Source organism: Streptomyces sp. NPDC020965, from assembly GCF_044333555.1.
Lineage (GTDB): Bacteria > Actinomycetota > Actinomycetes > Streptomycetales > Streptomycetaceae > Streptomyces.
In genome coordinates, this window is sequence record NZ_JBIRRE010000001.1 from 1,308,783 (window position 1) to 1,335,602 (window position 26,820).

19 protein-coding genes and 1 pseudogene are annotated in these 26,820 nt (G+C 70.6%); 8 read left to right on the plus strand and 12 right to left on the minus strand.

Annotation, left to right across the window (positions count from 1 at the left end; all coding sequences use genetic code 11):
* Nucleotides 1-29 precede the first annotated feature (29 nt).
* From iolD to iolC, 4 genes are read right to left on the minus strand one after another with little or no spacing between them, the layout of a single operon-like run.
* Entirely contained in the window at nt 30-1,997 is a 1,968-nt protein-coding gene (gene iolD, locus ACH4S7_RS05700; RefSeq protein WP_398519774.1) for a 3D-(3,5/4)-trihydroxycyclohexane-1,2-dione acylhydrolase (decyclizing), read from the minus strand.
* Nucleotides 1,994-2,929: a 5-deoxy-glucuronate isomerase gene (gene iolB, locus ACH4S7_RS05705; protein WP_398520040.1), complete on the minus strand. Its 936-nt coding sequence runs from the start codon at nt 2,927-2,929 to the stop codon at nt 1,994-1,996. The genes iolD and iolB overlap by 4 nt, the downstream gene beginning before the upstream one ends.
* 51 nt (nt 2,930-2,980) lie before the next feature.
* Nucleotides 2,981-3,865, minus strand: a complete 885-nt coding sequence (locus tag ACH4S7_RS05710; RefSeq protein WP_398519775.1) for a deoxyribose-phosphate aldolase — start codon at nt 3,863-3,865, stop codon at nt 2,981-2,983.
* A complete protein-coding gene (gene iolC / locus ACH4S7_RS05715) occupies nt 3,862-4,881 on the minus strand; it encodes a 5-dehydro-2-deoxygluconokinase (RefSeq protein WP_398520041.1) in 1,020 nt (339 codons plus the stop codon). Before iolC ends, ACH4S7_RS05710 begins: the two co-directional genes overlap by 4 nt.
* A 217-nt stretch (nt 4,882-5,098) precedes the next feature.
* Between iolC and ACH4S7_RS05720 the strand changes: the two genes are divergently transcribed.
* Nucleotides 5,099-6,010 carry a sugar phosphate isomerase/epimerase family protein gene (locus ACH4S7_RS05720; RefSeq protein WP_398519776.1) on the plus strand — a complete coding sequence of 304 codons (912 nt, stop codon included), beginning with the start codon at nt 5,099-5,101 and terminating at the stop codon, nt 6,008-6,010.
* A 213-nt stretch (nt 6,011-6,223) separates the two neighbouring features.
* The gene (locus ACH4S7_RS05725; protein ID WP_398519777.1) at nt 6,224-6,424 is read left to right on the plus strand and encodes a helix-turn-helix transcriptional regulator; all 201 of its coding nucleotides are present in this window, start codon (nt 6,224-6,226) and stop codon (nt 6,422-6,424) included.
* A 176-nt stretch (nt 6,425-6,600) separates the two neighbouring features.
* On the opposite strand, the gene ACH4S7_RS05730 is transcribed toward ACH4S7_RS05725, so the two are convergent.
* On the minus strand, nt 6,601-9,027 hold the full coding sequence (locus tag ACH4S7_RS05730) for an MMPL family transporter (protein ID WP_398519778.1): 2,427 nt from the start codon (nt 9,025-9,027) through the stop codon (nt 6,601-6,603).
* 367 nt (nt 9,028-9,394) lie between these two features.
* On the opposite strand from ACH4S7_RS05730, the gene ACH4S7_RS05735 reads away from it, so the two are divergent.
* The 3 genes from ACH4S7_RS05735 to ACH4S7_RS05745 all read left to right on the plus strand — a co-directional run bounded on the left by ACH4S7_RS05735 (nt 9,395) and on the right by ACH4S7_RS05745 (nt 10,971).
* Nucleotides 9,395-10,081 carry a TetR/AcrR family transcriptional regulator gene (locus ACH4S7_RS05735; protein WP_398520042.1) on the plus strand — a complete coding sequence of 229 codons (687 nt, stop codon included), beginning with the start codon at nt 9,395-9,397 and terminating at the stop codon, nt 10,079-10,081.
* 160 nt (nt 10,082-10,241) lie between these two features.
* Complete coding sequence (locus ACH4S7_RS05740) at nt 10,242-10,565, plus strand: heavy-metal-associated domain-containing protein (RefSeq protein WP_398519779.1); 324 nt, start codon at nt 10,242-10,244, stop codon at nt 10,563-10,565.
* A gap of 277 nt (nt 10,566-10,842) precedes the next feature.
* A complete protein-coding gene (locus tag ACH4S7_RS05745; RefSeq protein ID WP_398519780.1) occupies nt 10,843-10,971 on the plus strand; it encodes a hypothetical protein in 129 nt (42 codons plus the stop codon).
* A gap of 887 nt (nt 10,972-11,858) precedes the next feature.
* On the opposite strand, the gene ACH4S7_RS05750 is transcribed toward ACH4S7_RS05745, so the two are convergent.
* The 5 genes from ACH4S7_RS05750 to ACH4S7_RS05770 all read right to left on the minus strand — a co-directional run bounded on the left by ACH4S7_RS05750 (nt 11,859) and on the right by ACH4S7_RS05770 (nt 19,615).
* On the minus strand, nt 11,859-13,148 hold the full coding sequence (locus ACH4S7_RS05750) for a citrate synthase (RefSeq protein ID WP_398519781.1): 1,290 nt from the start codon (nt 13,146-13,148) through the stop codon (nt 11,859-11,861).
* Nucleotides 13,149-13,429: 281 nt separating this feature from the next.
* The gene (locus tag ACH4S7_RS05755; RefSeq protein WP_398519782.1) at nt 13,430-15,637 is read right to left on the minus strand and encodes an ATP-dependent RecD-like DNA helicase; all 2,208 of its coding nucleotides are present in this window, start codon (nt 15,635-15,637) and stop codon (nt 13,430-13,432) included.
* A 386-nt stretch (nt 15,638-16,023) separates the two neighbouring features.
* Nucleotides 16,024-16,941 (minus strand): sugar phosphate isomerase/epimerase family protein, encoded by a 918-nt coding sequence (locus ACH4S7_RS05760; protein ID WP_398519783.1) that lies wholly within the window; start codon nt 16,939-16,941, stop codon nt 16,024-16,026.
* 272 nt (nt 16,942-17,213) lie between these two features.
* Nucleotides 17,214-18,458: a dihydrodipicolinate synthase family protein gene (locus ACH4S7_RS05765; protein WP_398519784.1), complete on the minus strand. Its 1,245-nt coding sequence runs from the start codon at nt 18,456-18,458 to the stop codon at nt 17,214-17,216.
* A complete protein-coding gene (locus ACH4S7_RS05770) occupies nt 18,455-19,615 on the minus strand; it encodes a Gfo/Idh/MocA family protein (protein ID WP_398519785.1) in 1,161 nt (386 codons plus the stop codon). The genes ACH4S7_RS05765 and ACH4S7_RS05770 overlap by 4 nt, the downstream gene beginning before the upstream one ends.
* Nucleotides 19,616-19,769: 154 nt before the next feature.
* Here ACH4S7_RS05770 and ACH4S7_RS05775 point away from each other — a divergent pair, with 154 nt between their 5' ends.
* On the plus strand, nt 19,770-20,846 hold the full coding sequence (locus tag ACH4S7_RS05775; protein ID WP_398519786.1) for a LacI family DNA-binding transcriptional regulator: 1,077 nt from the start codon (nt 19,770-19,772) through the stop codon (nt 20,844-20,846).
* A gap of 385 nt (nt 20,847-21,231) precedes the next feature.
* Here the strand turns inward: ACH4S7_RS05775 and ACH4S7_RS05780 are convergent, their stop codons facing one another.
* Complete coding sequence (locus ACH4S7_RS05780) at nt 21,232-22,140, minus strand: LysR substrate-binding domain-containing protein (protein ID WP_398519787.1); 909 nt, start codon at nt 22,138-22,140, stop codon at nt 21,232-21,234.
* Nucleotides 22,141-22,228: 88 nt separating this feature from the next.
* On the opposite strand from ACH4S7_RS05780, the pseudogene ACH4S7_RS05785 reads away from it, so the two are divergent.
* Nucleotides 22,229-23,083: pseudogene (locus ACH4S7_RS05785) on the plus strand (EamA family transporter); the annotation flags it as partial.
* Between the two features lie 166 nt (nt 23,084-23,249).
* Here ACH4S7_RS05785 and ACH4S7_RS05790 read toward each other — a convergent pair.
* Nucleotides 23,250-24,032 carry a sugar phosphate isomerase/epimerase family protein gene (locus tag ACH4S7_RS05790; RefSeq protein WP_398519788.1) on the minus strand — a complete coding sequence of 261 codons (783 nt, stop codon included), beginning with the start codon at nt 24,030-24,032 and terminating at the stop codon, nt 23,250-23,252.
* A gap of 771 nt (nt 24,033-24,803) precedes the next feature.
* On the opposite strand from ACH4S7_RS05790, the gene ACH4S7_RS05795 reads away from it, so the two are divergent.
* Nucleotides 24,804-26,645 (plus strand): glycoside hydrolase family 3 protein, encoded by a 1,842-nt coding sequence (locus tag ACH4S7_RS05795; RefSeq protein ID WP_398519789.1) that lies wholly within the window; start codon nt 24,804-24,806, stop codon nt 26,643-26,645.
* Nucleotides 26,646-26,820 lie beyond the last annotated feature (175 nt).

Here is a 26,820-nt window from a genome sequence, read left to right on the forward strand (position 1 = left end):
AACGGCTCCTTCACAGCTGGCGGTCTTCTTCAGAGATGGCGGCGGCGGGCTGCGACGTGTCGGTCGTACTCCTCCCGGGCCTTGACCGCGGCCGGACGGGTCGCGGTCTGTGCCACCGGAACATCCCACCACGCCTGGGCCGGGGGCGGCCCCGACACTGTGTCTGGCGTTTCGGTCTCCACATAGACACCTGTGGGGACATCGGCCGCGCGGGCTTCGGCGAGGGCTTCCCGCAGGTCACGTACGGTCCGGGCGCGGATCACCCGCAGCCCGAGCGCGGCGGCGTTGGCGGCGAGGTCGACGGGGAGCGGGGGGCCCGTGTACGTACCGTCCGGGGCGCGGCGGCGGTAGGCGGTGCCGAAGCCCTCGGCGCCGACAGACTCGGAGAGGCCACCGATCGAGGCGTAGCCGTGGTTCTGGAGGATCACCACGGTGACGGGGATGTTCTCCTGGACGGCGGTGACGATCTCGGTGGGATTCATCAGATACGTCCCATCGCCGACGAGCGCCCAGACGGGCCGGCCCGGGGCGGCCATGCCGACGCCGATGGCCGCGGGGATCTCGTATCCCATGCAGGAGTAGCCGTACTCGACGTGGTACTGGTCGGTCGAGCGGGCGCGCCACAGTTTGTGCAGGTCGCCGGGGAGTGAACCCGCCGCGTTGATCACGATGTCGTCGCCGGTCACCAGCGAGTCGAGAAGGCCGAGGACCTGCGCCTGGGTGGGACGGGCGGCCGGGTCGGGAGTCGCGTACGCGCGGTCGACGCGGCGCTCCCAGCTCTCCTTGCCCGCGCGGTACTCCGCCTCGTACGCCGCCGGGACGCGTGGTGCTCCGCCCAGCTCCTCCAGGGTCGCGCGGGCGTCGCCGACGAGGGAGATCCCGGACATCTTGTGGGCGTCGAACGAGGTGATGTTGATGTTCAGGAAGCGGACGGACGGGTTCTGGAAGAGGGTCGATGACGCGGTGGTGAAGTCCGACCAGCGGGTGCCGATCCCGATCACCAGATCGGCGGTGCGGGCGAGTTCGTCGGCGGTCGCCGTACCGGTGTGGCCGATGCCCCCGATGTCGCCGGGATGGTCGTACGGGAGGGATCCCTTGCCGGCCTGGGTGGCGGCGACGGGGATGCCGGTGGCATCGGCGAAGGCGCGCAGCGCGTCCTCGGCCTCGCTGTGGTGAACGCCACCGCCCGCGACGATCAACGGGCGGGCTGCGCTGGCCAGCGCCTCCCGCGCCGCCGCCAGCGCATCGGTGTCGGGGCGCTGGCGGCCCACGCGCCACACCCGATCGGCGAAGAACTCCTCCGGCCAGTCGTACGCCTCGACCTGCACGTCCTGGGGCAGCGCCAGCGTCACGGCGCCCGTCTCCGCGGGATCCGTGAGGACGCGCATCGCCTGCAGCGCGGCCGGGATCAGCGCCTCCGGGCGGGTGACCCGGTCGAAGTAGCGGGAGACGGGTCGCAGTGCGTCGTTGACCGATACATCGCCCGCGTAAGGGACTTCGAGCTGCTGGAGTACGGGGTCGGCGGGCCGGGTGGCGAACACGTCGCCGGGCAGCAGGAGGACGGGCAGCCGGTTGACGGTGGCCAGCGCGGCGCCGGTGACGAGATTGGTCGCGCCGGGGCCGATGGAGGTGGTCACGGCGTGTGCGGAGAGCCGGCGTGACTGACGGGCGTAGCCGACGGCTGCGTGCACCATGGCTTGTTCATTACGGCCCTGGACGTACGGCATCGCCGCGTCGGGGCCGGTACCGGACTCCAGCAGCGCCTGGCCGAGTCCGGCGACATTGCCGTGGCCGAAGATGCCCCAGGTGGCGTTGATCAATCGGTGGCGGCGTCCGTCGCGCTCGGTGTACTGGCGGGCGAGGAACGCGACCAGCGCCTGGGCGACGGTGAGCCGACGGCCGGCCGCCGATGACCGGGGGGTCCGTGATGCGGAGGCCGGTGATGCGGGCGTCCGTGCTCCGGGCGTGGGCGATTCGGGCGGAAGTGGCCCTGTCATGGGTGGCCCTCCTCGGCGTCGGGGGACGGGGTGACCGCGGGGGCGGGCGGCGCCTCGTACAACGGCAGCCGGGGGTCGACCGGTTGTGCGGGCCAGGTGTCGCGGATCCAGCCGTGGTCCGGGTGGTCGCTGATCAGCCACTCACGGGCCGCGCCGGGCCCCGCCATCACGTTCAGGTAGTACAGGTCACGGCCAGGCGCGGCGATGGACGGGCCGTGCCAGCCGTCGGGGATGAGGATGGTGTCCCCGGTGCGGACCTCGGCGAGGACGTCCGTGCCGCCCGGACGGGACGGGGAGACCCGGTGGTAGCCGACGCCGTCGCCGTCGACCTCGAAGTAGTAGATCTCCTCCAACTCGGACTCGACGCCCGGCCGGTGCTCGTCGTGCTTGTGCGGCGGGTACGAGGACCAGTTGCCCCCGGGGGTGAGCACCTCGACCGCGATCAGCCGGTCGCAGTCGAAGGTGTCGGCCGCGGCGAAGTTGTTGACCTGGCGCGAGCAGACGCCGGAGCCGCGCAGTTCTACCGGTACCTCCGGCGCGGGGCCGTAGCGAGCGGGGAGTCGTCGCTCGCACTTCGCTCCTGCCAAAGCGAAGCGGCCTCCCGCGCCGGAGGTGATCTGGGCGTGGGCATCACGCGGTAGGTAGGCGAAGTCCGTCACTCCGCCGAAGACGCTCTCTCTGCCCCGCAGTTCGAAGAGTTGGCCGTCCGTGCGCACCGTGCAGCCGCCGTTCAGCGGTAGCACGATCCACTCACTGTCCTCCGTGGTCAAGGAGTGCGACGCACCGGGCCCCAGTTCCAGCACCCGGAGGCCGGAATGGCCCCAGCCCGCGCGCTCGGGGTCGACCCGGAGGGCGTACGGTCCTCCGGCGGTGCTGCCCGCGGGTAGATACCGGTCGGTGGCGACCGGCTGATGGGTTCCGTCGGCGTTCATGGCCTCTCCGTCATCCGTCATCCGTCTTTCCCGGGGCGTTCCGTCGTCCGGCTACAGCAGTCCCACCGCAGTGTCCACGGCGGCGGTGACATCTCCGTCGACCGGGTAGAGCAGCGAGCGGCCCACCACCAGACCCTGGACGGTGGGCAGTTGGAGCGCCCCGCGCCATTTCTCGTACGCGCCGTGCTGATCGTCGCCGATCTCACCGCCCAGGATGACCGCGGGGAGCGTGGAGGTCTCCATCACGGCCGCCATATCGTCCGGATTCGCGGTGACGGGGACCTTCAGCCAGCTGTACGCGGAGGTACCGCCGAGTCCGGATGCGATGGCGATGGATCGGGTGACCGCCTCGGCGCCGAGATCGGTACGGAGACGGCCGTCGACACGGTGGCAGATGAACGGCTCGATGAAGACGGGGAGGCGACGCTCGGCCATCTGGTCGACGGCGCGGGCGGCGGAGTACAGGGTGTCGAGGGACGCCGGGTCCTGGTAGTCGACGCGGAGCAGCAGCTTGCCGGCGTCGAAGCCGAGTCGGGCGAGGTCCTGGGCGCGGTGGCCGGTGAAGCGGTCGTCGAGTTCGAAGCTCGCGCCCGCGAGGCCACCGCGGTTCATGGAGCCCATGACGACCTTGTCGTCGAGCGCACCGAGGAGGAGCAGGTCGTCGAGGATGTCGGCGGTGGCGAGGACGCCGTCGACGCCGGGGCGGGAGAGCGCGAGGCAGAGTCGTTCGAGGAGGTCGAGGCGGTTGGCCATGGCGAGCCGGCGGTCGCCGACGGCGAGTGATCCCCGGGCCGGATGATCGGCGGCGACGATCATCAACCGCCCGCTGGGGCCGATGAGGCCGGGGCGGCGACGGCGACGGGTGGCGGCCTCCGCGACGGCCTCGGGGTGCCGGGTGCGGATACCGACCAGTTCGGCGATGTCGACCCGGCTCACGACGCGGCTCCGGGGTCCGATGCCAGGGGCTGCGGAGACGGTGCCGGGAGCTGTGGGGACGGGGGCGACGGCGGGGGTGTCGGGGACGGGGGGACCGGGCCGCCCGCGAGGACCTGGTCGACCTCGGCCGGGTACGGCATCGCGCTGGAGCAGGCGAGCCGGGACGCGACGATCGCGCCGGCCGCGTTGGCGTACCGCATGATCCGCTCCAGCTCCCAGCCGGCGAGCAGACCGTGGCAGAGCGCCCCACCGAACGCGTCACCGGCGCCGAGTCCGTTGACCACGTCGACGGGGACCGGGGGGACCTCGGCCCGGGTGCCGTCGCGGTGGAGGGCGAGGACTCCCTTGGGTCCCTGTTTGACGACGGCGAGTTCGACCCCGGTGGCGAGGAGAGCGCGGGCCGCCGCGAGGGGCTCACGCTCCCCGGTGGCGATCTCGCACTCCTCCGCATTGCCGACGGCGACGGTGGCGCGGGCGAGCGCCTCCCGGTAGTAGGGCCGGGCCGTGCCGGGGTCCGCCCAGAACATGGGCCGCCAGTCGAGGTCGAAGACGGTGATACCGGCCCGGTCCCGGTGGCCGAGTGCGGCGAGCGTGGCGCTCCGGCTCGGTTCGGCGCACAGGCCGGTGCCGGTCATCCAGAAGACGCGTGCCGCGCGGATCGCCGTCGGATCCAGCTCGTGTTCGTGGATCTCCAGGTCGGGCGCCTTGGGGTGCCGGTAGAAGTAGAGCGGGAAATCATCCGGGGGGAAGATCTCGCAGAAGGTGACCGGGGTGGGGTACGCGGCGACCGGGGTCACCCAGCGGTCATCGACGCCGAACTCGCGCAGCGCCTGGTGAAGGTAGTCACCGAAGGCGTCCTGACCGGTACGGGTGATCACGGCCGTACGGCGGCCGAGCCGGGCCGCGCCGACTGCGACATTGGTTGCCGAGCCGCCGAGGAACTTCCCGAAGGTGTCGACCAGCGCCAGCGGGACACCCGTCCGCAGCGGATACAGATCCACGCCGATCCGCCCCATGGCGATCACGTCGTACTCCCCGGGATCGGACGACTGCGGTCCCTGCGGCTGGGGATCGTACGACTGCGGGTCGTGCGGCTGCGGCATGTCCGTCCCTTCGGTTCGGCGCCCGGCTCTCCCCAGGTCTAGTGCTCCCGCGGGAACCCTGTCAACATTTTGTCCTGACATTCGGACGAAGGCTTGACACCCCTCCGCGACGGCCGGAAAGCTCGGCCGTATGACCTCCCCCGTCCCCTCCCTGAACCGCATCCGGGTCGGCTCGGCCCCCGACTCCTGGGGGGTGTGGTTTCCCGATGATCCGCGGCAGGTCCCCTGGCGGCGCTTCCTCGACGAGGTCGCCGAGGCGGGATACGAGTGGATCGAACTGGGTCCGTACGGATATCTCCCCAGCGATCCCGCCGTGCTCGCCGAGGAGACCGCCAGGCGCGGGCTGAAGGTCTCGGCGGGGACGGTCTTCACCGGACTGCACCATGGGCCCGCCGTCTGGGAGAAGACCTGGGCACATGTCGCGGACATCGCGGCGCTCACCCGGGCCATGGGCGCGGACCACCTGGTCGTCATTCCCTCCTTCTGGCGCGACGACAAGACCGGCCGGGTGCTGGAGGACAGCACCCTGACGCCCGCGCAGTGGCGCGATCTGGCCGCCCAGACGGAGCGGCTGGGGCGTGCGGTGCGCGAGCACTACGGGCTGCGGATCGTGGTGCATCCGCACGCCGACACCCATATCGACAGCGAGGACAACGTCAGCCGCTTCCTCGACGCCACCGATCCCGAGTTGGTCTCGCTCTGCCTCGACACCGGGCACTACGCCTACTGCGGCGGTGACAGTGTCCGGCTGATCGAGACCTACGGCGAGCGAATCGGCTATCTCCATCTGAAGCAGGTGGACCCGGAGATCCTCGCCGGGGTCATCGCCGACGAGGTGCCGTTCGGCCCGGCGGTGGGGCGCGGGGTGATGTGCGAACCGCCTTCCGGGGTGCCCGCGCTGGAACCCGTACTGGCCGCGGCGCAGGCACTGGACGTGGACCTCTTCGCCATCGTCGAGCAGGACATGTATCCGTGTCCGCCCGACAAGCCCTTCCCGATCGCTCAGCGGACCCGGCGGTTCCTCCACTCCTGCGGCGCCTGAGACCTACCCGTCGTATCTGTCACAGTTGTCGCCCGGTGATCACGCATTTCTCCATTACGCGGGTTTTCCGTCACAGCCGGTCGACAGCAACGGCGCTCCCTCCCCACAGTCGTTCAACGAGGGACAAGCTCAGTGATCGCCAGCGTCGGTGCGACAGCTCTCCCGACGGCCTTGGGGCCGCCGCTGTCGCGCCCGCGGGGAGGTGCCAGACAGATGACGGACAGAAGGCTCTGGTCGTACAAGGAGATCGCTGCTCACATCCGGGTGCAACCCGACACCGTCCGCTCCTACCGCAAGCACGGGCTTCTCCCTCCACCCGACAGCGTGGAGGCCGGTAAGCCGTACTGGTACGCGGACACCATCCGCGTCTGGGTGGCCAACCGGCCGGGCGCCAAGGGCCGTAGAACCAACTGATCCGCCGACACCACCACCCACGGTCCCGCGCCCCGAGAGGGGCGCGGGACTCCGCTTTGCCCAGTACCCCTCGGTCCTTCCGGCGCCGGGGCGCCGGAAGGACCGAGGGGCTGGGGGCTGAGGGGGCTTCCCCGGCCGGCCCGCGCGCACCTGCCTGCGCCCGCCCCGGCCGGCCGTCAGACCCTGGCTTCGTCCCGCGCCACGGACTCAGGCGTCGACTCGGGGCCCCTATCCCGCTTCTGGTCCCGCTTCTGATCCTCAGTGGGACCTGGGACCGGGGCCGGCTTGGGTATCTCCCCCTCGCTCAGCCCGAACCGCTGATGGAACCGGCGCAGTGGCCCGGGTGCCCACCAGGTCCAAGCACCCATCAGCTTCATCACCGACGGGACCAGCAGACTGCGCACCACCATGGCGTCCATCAGCACGGCCAGTGCGACTCCGAGGCCGAACATCTTGGTGTTGGTCACCCGCGAGGTGCCGATCGCCACCATCACCACCGCGAGGATCACGGCCGCCGCGGTGATCAGCCCACCGGTGCGCTGAAGCCCGAATCGGACCGCCCGGTCGTGGTCATGCGTCCGGTCGTGCTCCTCCTTGATCCGCGAGAGCAGGAAGACGCCGTAGTCCATGGAGAGGCCGAAGGCGATGCAGAACATCAGGACGGGCAGATTCGTCTCGATGTCCCCGGTGGGGGTGAAGCCGAGCGGTCCGGAGAGATTGCCGTCCTGGAAGACCCAGACCAGGGCGCCGAACATGGCTGTCAGGCTCAGGGCGTTGAGCACCACCGCCTGGAGCGGAATCAGCACGCTGCCGGTGAGCAGGAACACCAGCAGCAGAGTCGCCATGATGATGATCCCGAGCGCCAGCGGCAACTTGTCCGCTATCGCTGACTTGGAGTCCTCCAGCGCGGCGGCGCGACCGGTCACCGACGTCTCGAACGGTGCCGACAGCTCACGCAGCTCATGCACCAATTGCTGAGCGCTCTCGCCCACCGCCTCACCCGTGGGCTGCACGCTGAAATAGGCGGCCGAGCCGGAGACGACCGGCCCATCGACCCTGAGCACACCGGGGAGTGCGGCGACCCGCTCCCGGTATTCGGCGTAGGCGGCGGTCGTGCGGGAACCCGCCGCGGCAGCACCCGCCGTGCCTTCGGAGCCCTCCGCACCCTTCGTACCGGGCGCTCCGTCCTTGGTGACCGCGAGGATCTCGATACTGCCGTCGGGGCTGCCGGGGAAGCCGTCCCGGATCTGCTGCTGGACCACATGGGATTCGGCGGTCGACGGGAGCTGCCGGTCGTCGGGCGTGCCGAACTTCACGCCGAGGAAGGGCAGACCGAGCAGGAGCAGCGCGGCGATGGTGCCGAAGGCGAACAGCGGCGCGCGACGCATCACCAGATCGGCGAGGCGGGCCCAGCCGGCACCACGCTCGGCACCGCTCCCGGCGCCGGCACCGGTGGTGACAGTCTCCGTGGTGCCGCCCCTGGACCGGCGCCGTCGGAGGGCGCCGCGCAGATCCAGCGCGTTGATTCGGTGGCCCAGCAGCATCAGCGCGGCCGGCAGCAGGATCAGCGCGGCGGCGGCGGCCAGCACCACCACCGCGATCCCGGCGTAGGCGAAGGAGCGGAGGAAGTACATGGGGAAGACGAGCATGGCGGCCAGCGACACGGCCACGGTCATCGCCGAGAACAGCACCGTGCGTCCCGCGGTGCGCAGGGTGGTCGCCACGGCGGCCCGCACCTCGGCGCCCGCGGCCAGCTCTTCCCGGAATCTTCGGACGACGAAGAGTGCGTAGTCGATGGCGAGCCCGAGCCCCAACGCGGTGGTGAGGTTCATGGCGAAGACCGAGACATCGGTGAACTCCGTGAGCCCACGGAGCACCGCATTGGTCCCCAGGATCGCGACGACACCGACCACCAGCGGCAGCATCGCCGCCACCGCACTACCGAAGACCATGATCAACAGCAGCAGGGTCACCGGCAGGGCGATCAGCTCGGCGCGCAGCAGGTCTTCCTGGATGATGGTCGTCATCTCGTGCTGCACGGCCACGGGGCCGCCGATCGAGACCTCCACCGCTCCGTGCGCTCCCCGATACTCGGGTGCGATCCGATCCAGGATCTCCGACGTGGTCTTCTCGTCGCCCTGGATACGGGCCGCTATCAGTGCCTGCCGCCCGTCCTCCGAGCGCAGCGCGGGGGACGGGGTCGCCCAGTAGGAACCGACTCCCGTGATGCCGTCCTCGGCCGTGAGCCGCTCCGTCAGCCGCCGCGCCTCGGCAGCGACCTCCGGACGGTCCACACCCACCCGCCCGGCGGAACCGCCCGGAGCGGCGCCGGGCCGGTCGTCGCGAACATCGACGAGTAGCAGCAGATTCGGCTGGGAGGCGGGGAACTCCCGCTGCAGCGCCTCGGTCGCATAGGTGGACTCGGCGGCCGGGTCAGTCCATCCCCCACTGCCCATCCGATCCGCGACCCCGCTCCCCGCGAAGACGGCGAGCGCGGTGAGCACCAGCGCGACGAGCAGCGAGAGCCGCGGTCGGGCAGTGACGAAGCGAGTCCATCTCCCGGCCTCCCCCGCACCCGAGGAAGGGCTGTTGACTTCGGACATGGTGCGGTGTCCCCTTCACCTTGACCCATGCGCAGGCTTTTCCGGGCAGGCTGCATGGGTCGACCATTGCCATAGAGTGGCAAACACGAGCCATCGCTCGCATTAACCAAGAATGCGAGCGGTGACTCGCGTTTGTCAACCGCACCAGGAAGCTGGGGATTTCGCAGTGCCGGAGCCGACCTCACCGGAGCCCAGAACACCGGAGCCGACCTCACCCGGACCGTCCACGCAGGAGCCGGACCACCCGAAACATGGGGAACACGGGGAACACGGGGAACACGGACACCGCAGCCCGGACCACCCGTCCGGCGCCACCACCACAGACACGAACACGGGCACGAACACGGGCACAGGCACAGGCACGGACATCGGCAAGAGCAGCGACGGCGGCGACGGCACGGCCCCTGTCAAGCCCCGGCGCCGCCAGGCCCGCGGCGAGCGCCGGATCGCCCAGTTGCTCGACGCCGCCGCGACCGTATTCACCAGCTCCGGCTACAGCGCCTCCAGCACCAACGCCATCGCCCGCGAGGCGGGCGTCTCCCCCGGCACCCTCTACCAGTTCTTCCCGAACAAAGAGGCCATCGCCATCGAGCTGGGCGGCCGACTACTCGAACAGTGGCGCGAGTCCCACGGCACCGCCCTCCTGGCCGCCGGCAGCGATCTCCCCCTCAACGAGCTGCTGGACGCGGTGCTGGACCCGCTCTTCGCGTTCAACTACGAGAACCCGGCCTTCGCCGTGCTGATCCACGGCCCCGACGCGCCCGGCCAGATCACCCAGGAGTTCCACGCGATCCACGCCGGACTGCTCACCCGGATCGAGGAGATCATCGGCGGCTATCTGCCCGAGACCCCGCCCGCCGACCTGTCCCGGATCGCGAACACGACCTTCACCCTCTTCAAGGCCGGCCTCGATCTGGTCCTCGCCCACGAGGGCGCGGAACGGGACGCATACGCGCAGGAGATCAAGAACGTCATGTTCCGCTATCTGGACCCGATCTTCCTCGCCACCGACGGGAGCTGCGCGGTCACCGGACCGCGCACCGAGGGAGCCTGACCCGGACCTGGAAATCACCGAGGAACCCCCGATGGGGAATCGATACCCCCTAGGGGTATTGTATAGTCGGTGTCACAGGGTCCCGGCAGCCCCGGAGACCCCTGGCACGCCATGAGTGCGCCGATACGGGCGTATTCACAGGTCCGACGAGGAGAACGACATGACCGCGAAGACCGAGAACGAGATCGAGATCACCGAGACCGCTCCCGCCTCCGGTTGCTGTGGTGGCAGCTCCTGCGGCACGGACGCGGCCGACGAGGGCGCCAAGGGCGGCGTCACCACCGTCTACCAGGTCGCCGGCATGACCTGCGGCCACTGCGAGGGCTCCATCTCGTCCGAGGTCTCCGCCCTCGCCGGCGTCACCGCCGTGACCGCCGTCGCGTCGACGGGCCTGGTGACCGTGGTCTCCGAGGCGCCGCTGGACGACGAGGCCGTGCGCGGCGCAGTGGACGAGGCCGGCTACGAGCTGGTCGGCCGCGCCTGAGCAGGCGCCGCCCCCACCCACCGGGCCGTACCCGACCAGTCGCGCGCTGGCCCCGTACGGCCCGGTGCCGTTTCCGGCCGGGCACCAGCAGCCATCTCGCGATCCGGCACGGGTGACCACTTCACCGTCCGGAAGCCGGCGACATCTCGCCGTCCGGCGCAGGCGACGACCGCATCCGTCCGTCCGCCCGAGCAGGCGGACGGACGGGCGCCCGGACGGACCGGCGTCCGGTCGAGAAGATCGCCACGGACGACACGGCGACGAACGGTTCGGGCGCGTGGCCGCACTCCCGACGGGCTGCTATACACCCGTACACGGCGAACTCCGCGCCGCCGCCAGTGTCATTCGTCTCGTACGCCGGACACCGGGCACGCTCAAGGGCAATCTTTTCTGGGCCTTCGGCTAAAACGTCGCCACTATCCCAGTCATGGCATCACGCCTGGTCAACGCCATGATCACCAATTTCGGCCCGGTCATTTCGTCCGTTTTTGTGGTGACGGACAACCTGTCGCCACGGGCCTTCCGGTGGCTACATGTGACGCACAAGACCTTCACAAAGAGACCTAGATCACAGATATTTGGGGGTAACCATTCAGGCTCTTCGTGAGTCTAAATGGACGATGCCAGGAACGTCTTGGGGGACGTTCATGGGATGTCTTGGGGGACATCCCAGGCAAGCGTTGGCCGGGGCACGTGCCCGGGGAGCTTTGAGCGGCCCTCCCGTGCGTACGTACCCCGGCAGACCGCGCGTGAAGTGTTACCGCGACACCAGACGCCCGGCCGGATCCCGTGGGGGGAATCCGCTCCGGGGATATGGGAAGCGCCCCGTTCGTCGACCCGTGGGGGGATCGGCGGCGGGGCGCTTTCGTCTTTCCTGGTGGGCGGCGCGTTCCCTGGTGGGCGGCGCGCGTTACGCCGTTCCCGGTGAGTGGTCACGGGAGGCGCTGGAGCCACAGGAGTTACAGGGCCACGCGCGGGGCACGCAGGAGACCGCCGAGGGCGGCACGCGAAAGGGGCGCAAGGGCGCCTGTGGGGCGCGGGCGGGCGCGAGGCGAGGGGAAACCCGGGCGACGGGGCGCGGGCGCGCCCAGCGGGCCATGCGGGGCGCGGGCACGCGAGAGATCGCGCGCCGCGCCCGGCGTCGGCGGGGCCCAGGACGGACAACAGCCGCACCCCGGCCCGGGGAGAGCTCTCCGGCCGGTCCCCCCTGACGGGGAAACCGAGCCGGTCAGTCAAACTGGTCGAACCGACCGGGCCGAACAGTCCGACCGGTCGGTGGGGGTCCAGCGAGTGTCAGCGGGCCTCGACCGGGACGAAGTCGCGCTCGACGACGCCCGTGTAGATCTGCCGCGGACGGCCGATGCGCGAACCCGGCTCCTTGATCATCTCGTGCCACTGGGCGATCCAGCCGGGCAGCCGGCCGAGCGCGAAGAGCACGGTGAACATCTCGGTCGGGAAGCCCATGGCCCGGTAGATCAGGCCCGTGTAGAAGTCGACGTTCGGGTAGAGCTTGCGCTCGACGAAGTAGTCGTCGGACAGCGCGTGCTCTTCCAGCTTCAGGGCGATGTCGAGCAGTTCGTCCGACTTGCCGAGCGCCGAGAGGACGTCGTGCGCCGCCGCCTTGATGATCTGGGCCCGGGGGTCGAAGTTCTTGTAGACCCGGTGGCCGAAGCCCATCAGACGGACGCCGTCCTCCTTGTTCTTCACCTTGCGGATGAAGGAGTCGACGTCACCGCCGGACGCCTGGATGCCCTCCAGCATCTCCAGCACCGACTGGTTGGCGCCGCCGTGCAGCGGGCCCCAGAGCGCCGAGATGCCCGCGGAGATCGAGGCGAACATGTTCGCCTGCGAGGAGCCGACCAGCCGGACGGTGGAGGTCGAGCAGTTCTGCTCGTGGTCCGCGTGGAGGATCAGCAGCTTGTCGAGCGCCGCCACCACGACCGGGTCCAGGTCGTACTCCTGCGCGGGGACCGAGAAGGTCATCCGCAGGAAGTTCTCCACGTACCCGAGGTCGTTGCGCGGGTAGACGAAGGGGTGGCCGATCGACTTCTTGTACGCGTACGCCGCGATCGTGGGCAGCTTGGCGAGCAGCCGGATCGTGGAGAGGTGGCGCTGCTTCTCGTCGAACGGGTTGTGGCTGTCCTGGTAGAACGTGGACAGCGCGCTGACCACGGAGGACAGCATGGCCATCGGGTGCGCGTCACGCGGGAAGCCGTCGAAGAACCGCTTGACGTCCTCGTGGAGCAGCGTGTGCTGGGTGATCTCCCCCTTGAAGGCGGACAGCTCGTCCACCGTCGGAAGCTCGCCGTTGATCAGCAGGTAGGCCACCTCGGTGAAAGAGGAGCGCTCGGCCAGCTGTTCAATCGGGTAGCCGCGGTAGCGAAGGATGCCCCGCTCGCCGTCGAGGTAGGTGATCGCGGATTTATAAGCGGCTGTATTGCCATAGCCGCTGTCCAGGGTCACCAGACCGGTCTGGGCTCGGAGCTTCCCGATGTCGAAGCCCTTGTCACCGACGGTGCTATCAGTCACCGGGTAGGTGTACTCACCGTCCGCGTACCGCAGTACTACAGAGTTGTCGCTCACGTCATCCCTCACCGACGTAGTGCCTCTTCTTCGAGGTGCCCTGACTGTCTCTACCATCCCCCATTTGGCTCAGGAGAGTGCACTCGGGGTCGACCGTTGGGCCTATTGGCGGCACTCAGTGCCGCCAACCTGCTCATCCTGCCCCGTTCGCCCCGATTCCGGAAGTCGGGGTGTCATTTCCCACCCCGGAACCAAGGCGCTTCCCCCGGCCGGCCGAGTGCCGGCGCGCCGTCTCCCCCGGCGGGGCGGCGGGCGTCTCCACCCGAGCGGCCGGGGGCGGGTCAGCCGCCGCTGAGCCGATGGTCGAGTGCGGTGAAGCGGCGGCCCGCGGAGACGGTGCGCACCGCCTGACCTATCGCCTTGCGGGAGCCGACCAGCACGACGAGCTTCTTGGCCCGGGTGACCGCCGTGTACAGCAGATTCCGCTGGAGCATCATCCAGGCACCGGTGGTGACCGGGATCACCACGGCGGGGTACTCGCTGCCCTGGGAACGGTGGATGGTGACGGCATATGCGTGGGCCAACTCGTCCAGCTCGTCGAAGTCGTACGGAATCTCCTCGTCCTCGTCCGTCAGGACCGTCAGGCGCTGTTCGTCGAGCTGGAGCGAGGTGACCACGCCGACCGTGCCGTTGAAGACGCCGTTCTCCCCCTTGTCGTAGTTGTTGCGGATCTGGGTGACCTTGTCGCCGATCCGGAAGACCCGGCCGCCGAGCCGCTTCTCCGGCAGATCAGGGCGGCCGGGTGTAATGGCCTGCTGTAGCAGGCCGTTGAGCGTGCCCGCGCCGGCCGGACCTCGGTGCATGGGGGCCAGGACCTGGACATCTCGCCGTGGATCGAGGCCGAATTTGGCTGGAATCCTTCGCGCCGCCACATCCACGGTGAGCTTTCCGGCGTCCTCCGTCTCCTCCTCCACGAAGAGGAAGAAGTCGGTGAGGCCCGTGGTGATGGGCTGCACGCCGGAGTTGATGCGGTGGGCGTTGGTGACGACACCGGACTCCTGGGCCTGCCGGAAGATGCGGGTCAGCCGGACGCTGGGCACCGGCCCACCGTCCGCCAGCAGATCCCGCAGCACCTCGCCCGCACCCACGCTGGGCAACTGGTCCACATCCCCCACCAGCAGCAGATGAGCCCCCGGTGCGACCGCCTTGACCAGCTTGTTGGCCAGCAGCAGATCGAGCATCGACGCCTCGTCCACCACCACCAGGTCAGCGTCCAGCGGTCGGTCCCGGTCATAGGCCGCGTCACCGCCCGGCTTGAGTTCGAGGAGCCGGTGCACCGTGGACGCCTCGGCCCCGGTCAGCTCGGAGAGCCGCTTGGCCGCGCGCCCGGTGGGGGCGGCCAGCACCACCTTCGCCTTCTTGGCGCGCGCGAGCTCCACCACCGACCGTACGGTGAAGGACTTCCCACAGCCCGGACCACCCGTCAGCACCGCCACCCGGCTGGTGAGGGCGAGCCGGACCGCCGCCTCCTGCTCGGGGGCGAGCTCGGCGCCTGTACGCTCCGCGAGCCAGAGCAATGCCTTGTCCCAGTCCACGTCCCGGAAGGCCGGGAGCCGGTCGTCGGGAGCCCGCAGCAGCCGCTGGAGCTGGCCCGAGAGGGACAGCTCGGCGCGGTGGAAGGGGACCAGGAAGACGGCGGTCACCGGCTCGCCGCCGTCGGGCGCCGGAACCGACTCCCGCACCACGCCCTCCGGGTCGGCCGCCAGCTCGGCCAGGCACTCGATGACCAGGCCGGTGTCCACCTGGAGCAGCTTCACCGCGTCGGCGATGAGCTGCTCCTCGGGGAGGAAGCAGTGCCCCTGGTCGGTGGATTGGGAGAGGGCGTACTGCAGGCCGGCCTTGACCCGCTCCGGACTGTCGTGCGGGATGCCCACCGCCTGCGCGATCTTGTCGGCGGTGAGGAAGCCGATGCCCCACACATCGGCCGCCAGCCGGTACGGCTGATTCCGCACCACCGAGATCGAGGCGTCCTCGTACTTCTTGTAGATGCGGACGGCGATGGAGGTCGAGACACCGACGCCCTGGAGGAAGACCATGACCTCTTTGATGGCCTTCTGCTCCTCCCAGGCCACACCGATCAACGCCGTCCGCTTCGGACCGAGTCCGGGGACCTCTATCAGGCGCTTCGGCTCGCCCTCGATGACATCGAGGGTGTCCACGCCGAAGTGGTCCACGATCCGCTCGGCGATCTTGGGGCCGATGCCCTTGATCAGCCCCGAACCGAGATAGCGGCGGATGCCCTGGATGGTCGCGGGGAGGACCGTGGTGTAGTTCTCCACGGTGAACTGCTTGCCGTACTGCGCGTGGGAGCCCCAGCGGCCCTCCATGCGCAGCGACTCGCCCGGCTGCGCGCCGAGCAGCGAACCGACCACCGTGAGGAGATCGCCGGCACCGCGGCCGGTGTCGACCCGGGCGACGGTGTAGCCGTTCTCCTCGTTGGCGTAGGTGATCCGCTCAAGGACCCCTTCGAGCACTGCCAGATTGGACATGCCCCGACGCTACCGTCCGGGTCCGACAACGCGTGCGGCCTGTGGACAACTCCCGCGGCGGCGCTTCCGGCGCACGTCGGGAGGGGTACCCGGACCGGTGGGGCAGTGGGCCGGTGGGCAGCGGGCCGGTGGAACAGCGGACCGGAGCGGATGGGTGCGCGAGGCGGGTTGGGACCCGGAGCCGACAGCGGGTGACGGGTGGCGGTTCGCGTCGCGGCGGATGGGGTGAGCGTGGGGCGGGGAGATGTCGAGGAGGCCCGGTCATAACGACCGGGCCCCTCCATTCCCCCCTGTCGGGAGCCCAGATCCCCCCAGGTCTTCCCCCGAAGACCCCGACGCAAGGTACGACACGCGTCCCCCGCAAAGGGTTGCACCGTTGCGCGCGCTTATTTTTCGAGCGGCTCCGGATCGGGCTCCGACCCAGGCTCCGGACCGGAGAAAACCGCCCCGTACGAGGCCAAGGCGGACGAGGCCAAGGCGGACGAGACCGGGGCGGACGGCGGGACCGGGAGGACGTGGCGGATAAAGCGGTCGGCGGTCTCCGTGAGGACCTCCACCCCGTCCCGCGCCCACAGCTCCTCGTTGAACAGTTCCACTTCGATCGGCCCCCGGAAACCGGCCGCGTCCACCCGCTCGCGCCACCAGCGCAGCTCGATCGATCCGTCCCCGAGCTGCCCCCGACCGTTCAGCACCCCGCGCGGCAACGGCGTGACCCAGTCGGCCAGTTGCACGGCGCACAAGCGGCCGGACTCCCCCGCCCTCGCCACCGCGTCCGGCGCCGTGTCGTCCCACCAGATGTGGTAAGTGTCCACCACCACACCCACCTGAGTCGCCGGCGACCGCTCGGCCAGCTCCAGCGCCTGCGCCAGCGTGGAGACCACGGACCGGTCCGCCGCGAACATCGGGTGCAGCGGTTCGATCGCCAGCCGGACGCCGCGTTCGCCCGCGTAGGGGGCGAGCACCCCGAGCGCGTCGGCGATCCGTTCCCGGGCGCCGGCCAGATCTCGGCTGCCCGTCGGAAGTCCGCCGCAGACCAGGACCAGGGTGTCGGTGCCGAGGGCCGCCGCTTCGTCGACGGCGGCACGGTTGTCGTCCAGGGCGCGGGCACGGTCCGCCCGGTCGATCGCCGTGACGAAACCGCCGCGGCAGAGGCTGGTCACGGTCAGACCCGCGTCCCGGACGAGCCCGGCCGCCGCCTCCACCCCGTACGACCGGACCGGTTCGCGCCAGAGTCCGACGGCGGGAACGCCGAGGCGGCGGCAGGCGTTGAGGAATTCGGGGAGAGCGAGTTGTTTCACGGTCATCTGGTTGATGCTGAGACGGGCCAGCCGGGTCGCCCGCTCCGGTCCCGATGCCCGGGACGACACTCTCGCGTGGCCCGGATCGGGCGTATGGCACGGGTCAGCCGGATGGCCCGGGTCGGTGGCGAGGAGCGGGTCGGTCAGACGGCCGGGGCAGGTGGCGTGGGCCAAGTCAGCCGCATGGGCCGGATCGGCCCCATGACACGAGTGGGTCGAGTGTGCCGGGTCGGGGCCATGACACGGGTCGGTCGAGTGTGCCGGGTCGGGACGCTGGGTCATGCGTCGACTCCGTACACCGTCAGAAGGGAGCGCATTCGGGACTCGGCCAGTGCCGGATCCGGGAACAGACCAATTCTGTCGGCGAGTTCGTACGCCGTCGCGAGATGCGGCAGCGAGCGCGCGGACTGGTGGCCGCCGACCATCGTGAAGTGTGACTGGTGCCCGGCGAGCCAGGCCAGCAGCACCACACCCGTCTTGTAGTGGCGGGTGGGCGGCTGGAAGAGATGGCGGGCGAGTTCCACGGTCGGGTCGAGCCGGGCCCGGAACCCGTCGGTGTCTCCGGCGTCCAGGGCTCGTACGGCGTCCGCCGCCAGCGGGCCCAGGGGATCGAACACCCCCAGCAGGGCGTGGCTGAAGCCCCGTTCGTCACCGGCGATCAGCTCGGGGTAGTGGAAGTCGTCGCCGGTGAAGCACCGCACGCCGGCCGGGAGTCGGCGCCGCAGGTCGATCTCGCGGCCGGCGTCCAGCAGGGAGATCTTGACGCCGTCGACCTTGTCCGCGGTGTCCGTCACGATCTGGAGGAAGGTGGTGGTGGCCGTGGAGAGATCGGTGCTGCCCCAGTAGCCGTCGAGAGCGGGATCGAACATCGGGCCCAGCCAGTGGAGGATGACCGGACGGCTCGACTGCCGCAGCAGTTCGCCGTAGAGGGCCAGGTAGTCCTCCGGGCCGCGGGCCGCCGTCACCAGGGCTCGGGAGGCCATCAGGATCGGTTGCGCGCCGGCCTCCTCGACGGTCGCGAGTTGCTCCTCGTAGGCACGGCGGACGGTCGCGAGATCAGCGGGACCGGTGAGCTGGTCCGTACCGACACCGCAGGCGATCCGGCCACCGACCGCCCTCGCCTCGGCGGCCGAGCGCCGGATCAGTTCGGCGGCGGCCGGCCACTCCAGGCCCATACCGCGCTGTGCCGTGTCCATCGCCTCCGCCACGCCCAGCCCGTACGACCACAGATGGCGGCGGAAGGCCAGCGTGGTGTCCCAGTCGATGGCGGACACCGTCGCGGGGGCCGCGCCGAGGTGTGGCCCCGGGGACGACCCCGAAGGCAACCCCGAAGGCGGCTGCGGGGGCGGGCCCAGGGACGGATACGGGGACGGATACGGGGATGCGTACGGGTTGGCGACGACATGCGCGGCGGCGAAGACCGTACGGGAGGTCAACCGACCTGGCGGTGCGACACGGACGGGTTCGGCGCGGGGTGTGTACGGGTGTGACCGGCCGTCCGGGGCCGGCAGCCGGATGGTCACAGGACCAGCTCCGGCACGTCGACACGGCGGCCCTCGGCCGATGAGCGGCGGCCGAGTTCGGCGAGCTGCACCCCGCGCGCGCCCGCCAGCAGATCCCAGCGGTACGGCTCCCCGAGCGCGACATGGCGCAGGAACAGCTCCCACTGCGCCTTGAACCCGTTCTCGAACTCCGCGTTGTCCGGGATCTCCTGCCACTGGTCGCGGAAGGACTCCGTGCCGGGCAGATCCGGGTTCCAGACCGGTTTGGGGGTGGTCGAGCGGTGTTGGACCCGGCAGCGGCGGAGTCCGGCGACCGCCGAACCGTGGGTGCCGTCGACCTGGAACTCCACCAGTTCGTCGCGCATCACGCGTACCGCCCAGGAGGAGTTGATCTGCGCCACCGTGCCGTCCGCCAGTTCGAACACGGCGTACGCGGCGTCGTCGGCCGTCGCGGTGTAGGGGGTGCCGTGCTCGTCCCAGCGGCGCGGCACATGGGTGGTGATGTGCGCGCTCACACTGGTGACCCGGGCGAAGAGCTCGTGCAGGACGTACTCCCAGTGGGGGAACATGTCGATGGTGATGCCGCCGCCGTCCTCCGAACGGTAGTTCCAGGAGGGGCGTTGGGCCGGTTGCCAGTCCCCCTCGAAGACCCAGTAGCCGAACTCCCCGCGCACGGACAGGACCTCGCCGAAGAAGCCGCCGTCCACCAGTCGTTTCAGCTTCCGCAGTCCCGGCAGGAAGATCTTGTCCTGGACGACGCCGTGGCGGATGCCCGCCGCGTCGGCACGCCTGGCAAGGGCTAGTGCGCTCACGAGGTCGGTCGCGGTCGGCTTCTCCGTGTAGACGTGCCGGCCCGCCGCGATGGCCCGTTCGAGTGCGGCGACCCGGGCGGAGGTGGCCTGGGCATCGAAGTAGATGTCACAGCTGTGGTCCGTGCCGTCGGTGAGCACGGCGTCCAGTTCGGTTGTCCAGTGGGTGAGACCGTGCCGTTCGGCGATGGCGCGCAGCGCGGGCTCACGGCGACCGACCAGGACGGGTTCGGGCCAGAGCACCTCACCGTCCCCGAGGTCGAGTCCACCCTCGGCGCGAATGGCGAGCAGCGAGCGCACCAGGTGCTGGTGGTAGCCCATTCGGCCGGTGACGCCGTTCATGGCGATCCGCACGGTCCTGCGGGTCACGAAGGTGCCTCCCATGTTCCCGGCCGGGGGCCGAATCGCTCATCGGGGACGGTCCGTCGACGCCCTGACGGCAAGCGCTTTCTACGCAGGAGGACGCTAGCCTCCCGGAAGTGGCCCGGACAAGGCCCCTGGCCCATCTCTCCGGAGGAATGCGATGACAGTCACCCTGGCGGACGTCGCGGCACGCGCCCGGGTATCCCCGGCCACCGTGTCCCGAGTCCTCAACGGCAATTACCCCGTCGCGGCAACGACCCGGGAGCGGGTTCTTCGCGCCGTCGACGAGCTGGATTACGTGTTGAACGGGCCCGCCAGCTCGCTCGCCGCCGCCACCTCCGACATCGTCGGCATCCTTGTCAACGACATCGCCGACCCCTTCTTCGGGATCATGGCCGGAGCCGCGCAGACCGCGATCGGCGGGCAGGAGGGCTCGGGGCGGGCGGGCGGCGAGAAGCTCGCCGTCGTCTGCAACACGGGCGGCTCGCCGGAGCGCGAGCTGACCTATCTCACGCTGTTGCAGCGGCAGCGGGCGGCGGCGGTCGTGCTGACCGGGGGCGCCATGGAGGACCCGGCGCATATCGCGGCGATGTCGGCGAAGCTGGCGAAGCTCGCCAACGCGGGCACCACGGTCGTCCTGTGCGGACGGCCGCCGTTGCCCGGTCTGGGCGGGGAGTCGATGCTCGCCGCGCTCACCTTCGACAACCGGGGCGGCGGGCGACTGCTCACCGAACACCTGTTGGGGCTCGGCCACCGTCGAATCGGTTACGTGGCCGGGCCGACCGAGCGCACGACGACCCGGCACCGGTTGGAGGGCCACCGCGAGGCGTTGGCGGCGGCCGGGGTCGGGGGCGGGGTTGGGAGCGATCAGGAACGGCTCACGGTGCATGGCTCGTACACGCGTGGATCCGGCTATGACGCGACGCTGGAACTACTGCGACGGGAGCCGGAGTTGACCGCAATCGTGGCGGCGAATGACACCGTGGCCCTGGGGGCGTGCGCGGCGTTGCGGGCGCGGGGGGCGCGCATTCCGGAGGACATCTCGGTGGCGGGCTTCGACGACCTGCCGTTCTCGGTGGACGTGGTGCCGGCGCTGACGACCGTACGGCTGCCGCTGTACGAGGCGGGGGCGCGGGCGGGGCGGCTGGCGATGGGGAAGGAAGCGCCGCCGAGCGGGGGGATCGCGACCATCGGGGCGGAGTTGGTGGTGCGGAGGTCGACGGCGGAACCGAGGTAGGCGGGCCGAGGTCGAAGAGCGGAGCCGAATCAGGCGGGCCGGTACTCAGGCGGCGGGGAGTGCCAGGCTCAGGGGGAGGGGAACGGGTCCGACTCGGGGCGACGGGAAACAGGTCCGGGGCGGAGGGGAACGGGCCGGGCTCAGACGGACAGGAGCCGGCCCGGGGCGAAGGGAAGCAAGCCGGGCTCAAGCGGACAGGAGTGGGCCCGGCCCCGGATGGTCGAGCCTCAGGTCGCCAGGGAGCGGGCCGGTCCGGGCGGGAGCCCCGGACGCGGTCAGGTTCCAGGGCGGCGGGGCCGTGAAGCGGTCATGGCCGCCGCCGGGGGGCCCGAATTGGTCGGGCCCTGAATTGGTCGGCCCCGGACGGCCCGGACGTGGGCGGCCCTCAGGCGGGCGGGGCCGTGAAGCGGTCACGGAGCATCCCCACCGTCACCGTGATCGCCGGACGCCGCGCCGCGCCCGTCCGCCAGAGCGCGTACAACCGCCGTCTCGGTACCGGGTCCAACGCCACCGTCACCACCCCGTCCGGCAGCGCCCCCCGCCCCAGCCGGGGGATCACCGCCACACCCAGACCCGCCGCCACCAGGGCCAGTTGGGTGTGGTTCTCCTCCGCCTGGTGGACCAGCTCCGGTTCGCGGCCCGTCGCGCGCAGGGTACGGATGAGCCAGTCGTGGCAGACCGTGCCCGGGGGCTGGCAGATCCACCGCTCGCCCATCAGGTCCTCCCGGCGCACCGGGCCGCCCCGCTCCGCCAGTGGATGCCCCTCCGGCACCAGGAGATCGCAGAGATCGTCCCCCAGCCGCACCTGCTCCACCCCTTCCGGGGCGGGCAGCGGCGCGATGTCCCAGTCGTGGGCGACCGCCAGATCCGTCATCCCCCGGGCCACCAGGTCGATCGACAGATGCGGGTCGACCTCCGTCATCCGCGCGTCAAGACCCGGGTGGAGTCGGGCCAGCTCCCCGAGCACCCCCGGCAGCAGCCCGCGGGCCGCCGACGGGAAGGCCGCGATCGTCAGCCGTCCCGTCGGCCGGCCCCGGCGTTCCTCCAGGGTCGTCTCCGCGCGTTCGACGATCGCCAGCAGCTCCCGCGCGGTCGCCGCGAGATGACATGCCTCGTCGGTGAGGACCACGCCCCGGCCGCGCCGTTCCAGCAGGGTCGTCCGGGTCTCCCGCTCCAACTTGGTGATCTGCTGCGACACCGCCGACGGCGTGTATCCGAGCGCGGTGGCCGCAGCCGCCACCGAACCATGCACCGCAACCGCGTGCAGCGCTCTCAACCGCCCCAGATCGAGCATGATCCGCCCCCATTCATCAGTGTTGCTTAATCCCAGTATGAAGAATTCCGCGCTGGTGCTACATGGTTCAGCCAGTGATCCTCAAGACATGCGCCCCGTACACATCGCCCTCGCCGTACTCGTCGCCGCCATCTGGGGTGTGAACTTCGTCGTCATCGACATCGGGCTCGACCACTTCCCGCCACTGCTCTTCTCCGCCCTGCGCTTCCTCGTCGCGGCCGTCCCCGCCGTCTTCCTCGTCGGCCGGCCGAAGGTCGCCTGGAAGTGGATCATTGGTGTCGGACTGGCCCTGGGGGTGGGGAAGTTCGGGCTGCTCTTCGTCGGCATGGACGCCGGAATGCCCGCGGGACTCTCCTCGCTCGTCCTCCAGGCCCAGGCGGTCTTCACGGCCCTCCTGGCAGCCGCCGTCCTCGCCGAACGCCCGGGGAGGCTCCGTGTCATCGGCATGGCCGTGGCCCTGTCCGGGATCGGGCTCGCCGCGGTCGACGAGGGCATGTCGGGGTCACTGCTCGCCTTCACCCTCGTCATCGCCGCCGCTGCCTGCTGGGGGGTCTCCAATGTGCTGACCCGGCGGGCGTCGCCCCCGGACGCCCTGAACTTCATGGTCTGGGTGTGCACCGTCCCCGTACTGCCACTGCTCGGACTGTCCCTCCTGGTGGAGGGGCCGGGGGCCGATCTCGCCGCCCTGCGCTCCCTCGACTGGGCCGGGGTCGGGGCGCTCGGTTTCATCGCCTGGGTCTCGACTGTGTTCGGTTTCGCGGCCTGGGCGTATCTGCTGCACCGCTACCCCGCGTCCGCCGTCGCGCCCTTCACCCTCCTCGTGCCGGTGTTCGGCATGTCGTCGGCCGCCCTGCTGCTGGACGAGTCGGTGACTCCGCTGCGCTGGGGCGCGGCGGCACTGTTGGTCGGCGGGGTTGCGCTCACCTCATTCGTCCGCACGGCCGCCGAGCCGCGGATCCAGCCACCGTCGACCCAGCCGCGGATCCAGCCGTCGACCCAGCCGCTGGTCCCCGGCCCGGGACCGGCCCCGGCATCCGTTCCAACCCGGGCACCTGCACCGGCGCCCGTACCCGTACCCGTACCGACGCCCGGCACGGCCGGATCGCCCGTCACCCCGGCAGCAGGCTCTCCAGATGCTCCCGGCCCGGCACCAGCAGCTCCCGCAGCTCCGTCGCCTCCGGGTGCCAGCGCTTCTCGTACTCCCAGCTCACCCACGTGTCCGCGGGGAGGGTCGCCAGGCACTCGGCCAGTGGCAACACCCCCGCGCCGAGCGGCAGCGGAGCGAGATCGTCGCGGGACGCCACGTCCTTGACCTGGACATAGCCGAGGAAGGGAGAGAGTGCGGCATACGCGGCGGCCGGCTCCTCGCCGTCCAGCCAGGGGTGCACCACGTCCCAGATGGCCCCCGCGTGCCGATGGCCGACCGGACCCAGGATGCGGGAGACCCCGGCGCCGGTCCGGTGCGAGTCATGGGTCTCCAGCAGGATCCGTACACCGATCCCGGCCGCGGTCTCCGCCGCGGCGCCCAGCCGACGGGCGGCGACGGCCTCCGCGGTGGCCGGATCCTGACCCTCTCCGCCCGGGAAGACTCGGACGAACGGTGCGCCCAGGTCCCTGGCGAGCCAGAGCAGTTCGCCGATCTCCTGGAGGACGGGGGTGTCGTCGCCCTCCGCGGCGGCACCGGTGTACCCGCAGACGGAGAGGACCTGGACACCCGCCCGTTCGAACTCCTTCGCCACTCGGGCCCGTTCGTCCTGGGTGATCCCGGTGTGCACCGGCTCATCGGGGGCGGCCCGGAGTTCCACGCCCTGATACCCCGTGTCGGCGGCGAGGGCGACCACATCGGCTACGGGCAGTCCGGGGACTCCGAGGGTCGAGAACGCGAACTTCATCCGGCGGTTCCTTCCTGAAGGGGCGGCCACCAGTCCTGGCCGGCCAGATCCGCTCCGTACGACCGGTGCGGCCGTTCGGTTGTGAGCACTGTGAGTGCTGTGAGCGCTGTGAGTGGTACGAGTGTGGTGAGTGGTACGAGTGTGAACCCGACCCGCTCCGGGACCCGACAGATCCGGCAGGCACCCGTCCGCGCGTCGGTGGTCCACGGCTCACGTTCCCGGTACCCCGCCTCGCGGGCGAAATCCACCACCGGGCGTACGAGTCGGTCGTCGGGGGGCCGTCCACGCGCCGCGGGCTCCCGGCCGCGCGGGGAGGGTGACCCACCGCGTCGCCCGAAGGCCCACGAGTCCGCGCCCAAGCCTCCCGGAGTCCCGGCCGGGGGCCCACCGGGACGCACCGGAACCCACGGTTACGCCCCCGAGCCCATCACAAGATGACGGCGAAATAGGCAACCAGCCGGAGCTGTCGACCGTCTAATGTCCCAACCCCGCCGAGTGGGTCCACAGCGCGGTGCCGGCTCGCTTCGATTCGGTGCGATCAGCCGGCCTTTCTGTCTCCAGCCCGCTGTGGTCGGCAGGGCCGCCGCCACCGGTGCGTTCCCTCCCGACTGCGCCGGTGGCGGGCATATATCGGGCCGTACCGGTGATCTTTCGCGTGGCGCGCCGGTTACCGACGGGGACCCCCTTGACCTGGCCGTTATCTTCCGGTTATCCGTTTGTCCTTGGAAGCTTCCTTCAACTCCGTTGCTGAGTAAGGCCGGAAGGATCACCATGCGCGATCGGCACCTGTCCAGACGGACCGTTCTCACCGCCACCGCCACTGTCGCCGCCGCCGTTTCCGTGGGCGCGGCACCGCTCGCCCACGCGGACGGTAAGGGCGGCGGGCACTCGGCCGGGCGGGACCAACGCCTCAAGCGGCTCATCTCCCGGATGAGCCTTGAGGAGAAGGTCGGCCAGCTCTTTGTCTCTTATGTGTACGGGAAGTCGGCGACCGCCCCGGAGCAGGCGCACGTCGACCTGAACTTGAGGGATTTCGGGGTCCGCAACGCCACCGAGCTGATCAACAGGTACCACCTCGGCGGCATCCTCTACTTCAACTGGTCGCACAACATCGGCGACCCGTACCAGTTGGCCGAGATGTCCAATGACATCCAGCGGGCCGGGCTCGCCCAGCCCACCCCCGTACCCCTGCTGCTCTCCATCGACCAGGAACACGGCGTGGTCAACCGGATCGGCAAGCCGGCGACCCTGCTGCCCGGTGCGATGGCGCTGGGGGCCGGTGGTTCCCGGTCCGACGCCCGCAACGCCGCCTACATCGCGGGCAGCGAACTCGCCGCCATGGGCATTCTGCAGAACTTCGCCCCGGTCGCCGATGTCAATGTGAACCCGGCCAACCCGATCATCGGCGTACGGTCCTTCGGCTCGGACGGGCCGGCCGCCGCCCGGCTGGTCGCCGCGCAGGTACTCGGCTATCAGGGCGCCGGCGTCGCGGCCTCCTCCAAGCACTTCCCCGGGCACGGGGACACCACCGTGGACAGTCACACCGGGCTGCCGCTCATCACCCACACCCGCGAGGAGTGGGACCGGATCGACGCGCCGCCGTTCCGGTCCGCCATCAAGGCCGGGATCGACTCGATCATGACGGCCCATATCCAGTTCCCCGCGCTGGACCCCAGCAACGACCCGGCGACGCTCTCCCGCCCGATCATCACCGGGATCCTCCGCGAGGAACTCGGCTTCAAGGGCGTCATCGTGACGGATGCGCTCAATATGAAGGGCGTACGGGAGAAGTACGGCGACGACCGGGTGCCGGTGCTCGCGCTCAAGGCGGGCGTGGACCAGTTGCTCTTCCCGTTCAACCTGGACATCGCCTGGAAGGCGGTGGTGGCCGCCGTCCGGAGCGGTGAGCTGACCGTCGCCCGTATCGAGGAGTCGGTCCTCCGCATCCTGCGGCTCAAGGACAAGGTGGGGCTGCTCAAGGACCCGTTCGTCTCCCGCCGCGATGTGGACCGCACGGTCGGCATCCGTAAGCACCTCGTCGCCGCCGACGGGATCGCCGAGCGGACCACGACGCTGCTCGTCAACAAGCGGGACGCGCTGCCGCTGCGCCGGCGCCGGCAGCGGAAGGTGCTGGTCGTCGGGGCCGATCCCGCCTCGCCGACCGGGACGGACAGGCCGGCCACGACCATCCTGGCCACCTCCCTCACCGAGCTGGGCTTCACCACGACCACGCTGCCCACCGGCACCGCACCGAACGCCGCGAAGATCGACGAGGCGGTGGCGGCGGCCAGCGGCCAGGACGCCGTGCTCGTGGCCACGCACAACGTCTCCGCCACCAGCGCCCAGCGCACCCTGGTCGCCCGGCTGGTCGCGACCGGGGTACCGGTCATCAACCTCGCCATCCGCAATCCGTACGACATCGCGCAGCTCGACGGTGGCGTCGTGGGGTCGGTCGCCTCCTACGGCTGGACGGAGGTCGAGCTCCGGGCCGCCGCCCGGGTCATCGGGGGCCGGGTCGAGCCGGAGGGCCGGCTGCCCGTGCCCGTACTGCGCGCGGACGACCCGACCAAGGTTCTGCTGCCCGTCGGCCACGGACTGTCGTACGACGACTGAGGCGTACGGCTGACGTAGTGAGGGGGGGACGGCTGACGTAGCGGAGGCGGTCGAACACCGCCGCCCTGCCGTCGGCCGACCGTCCCCCGCTGTCTCCCCGCCCGTCCGGATGGTTCCGGAGCGAGCCGCCTGGGTGGCGGAAGAACGGTGGGCCGTTCCCGTCGCGTACGGATCG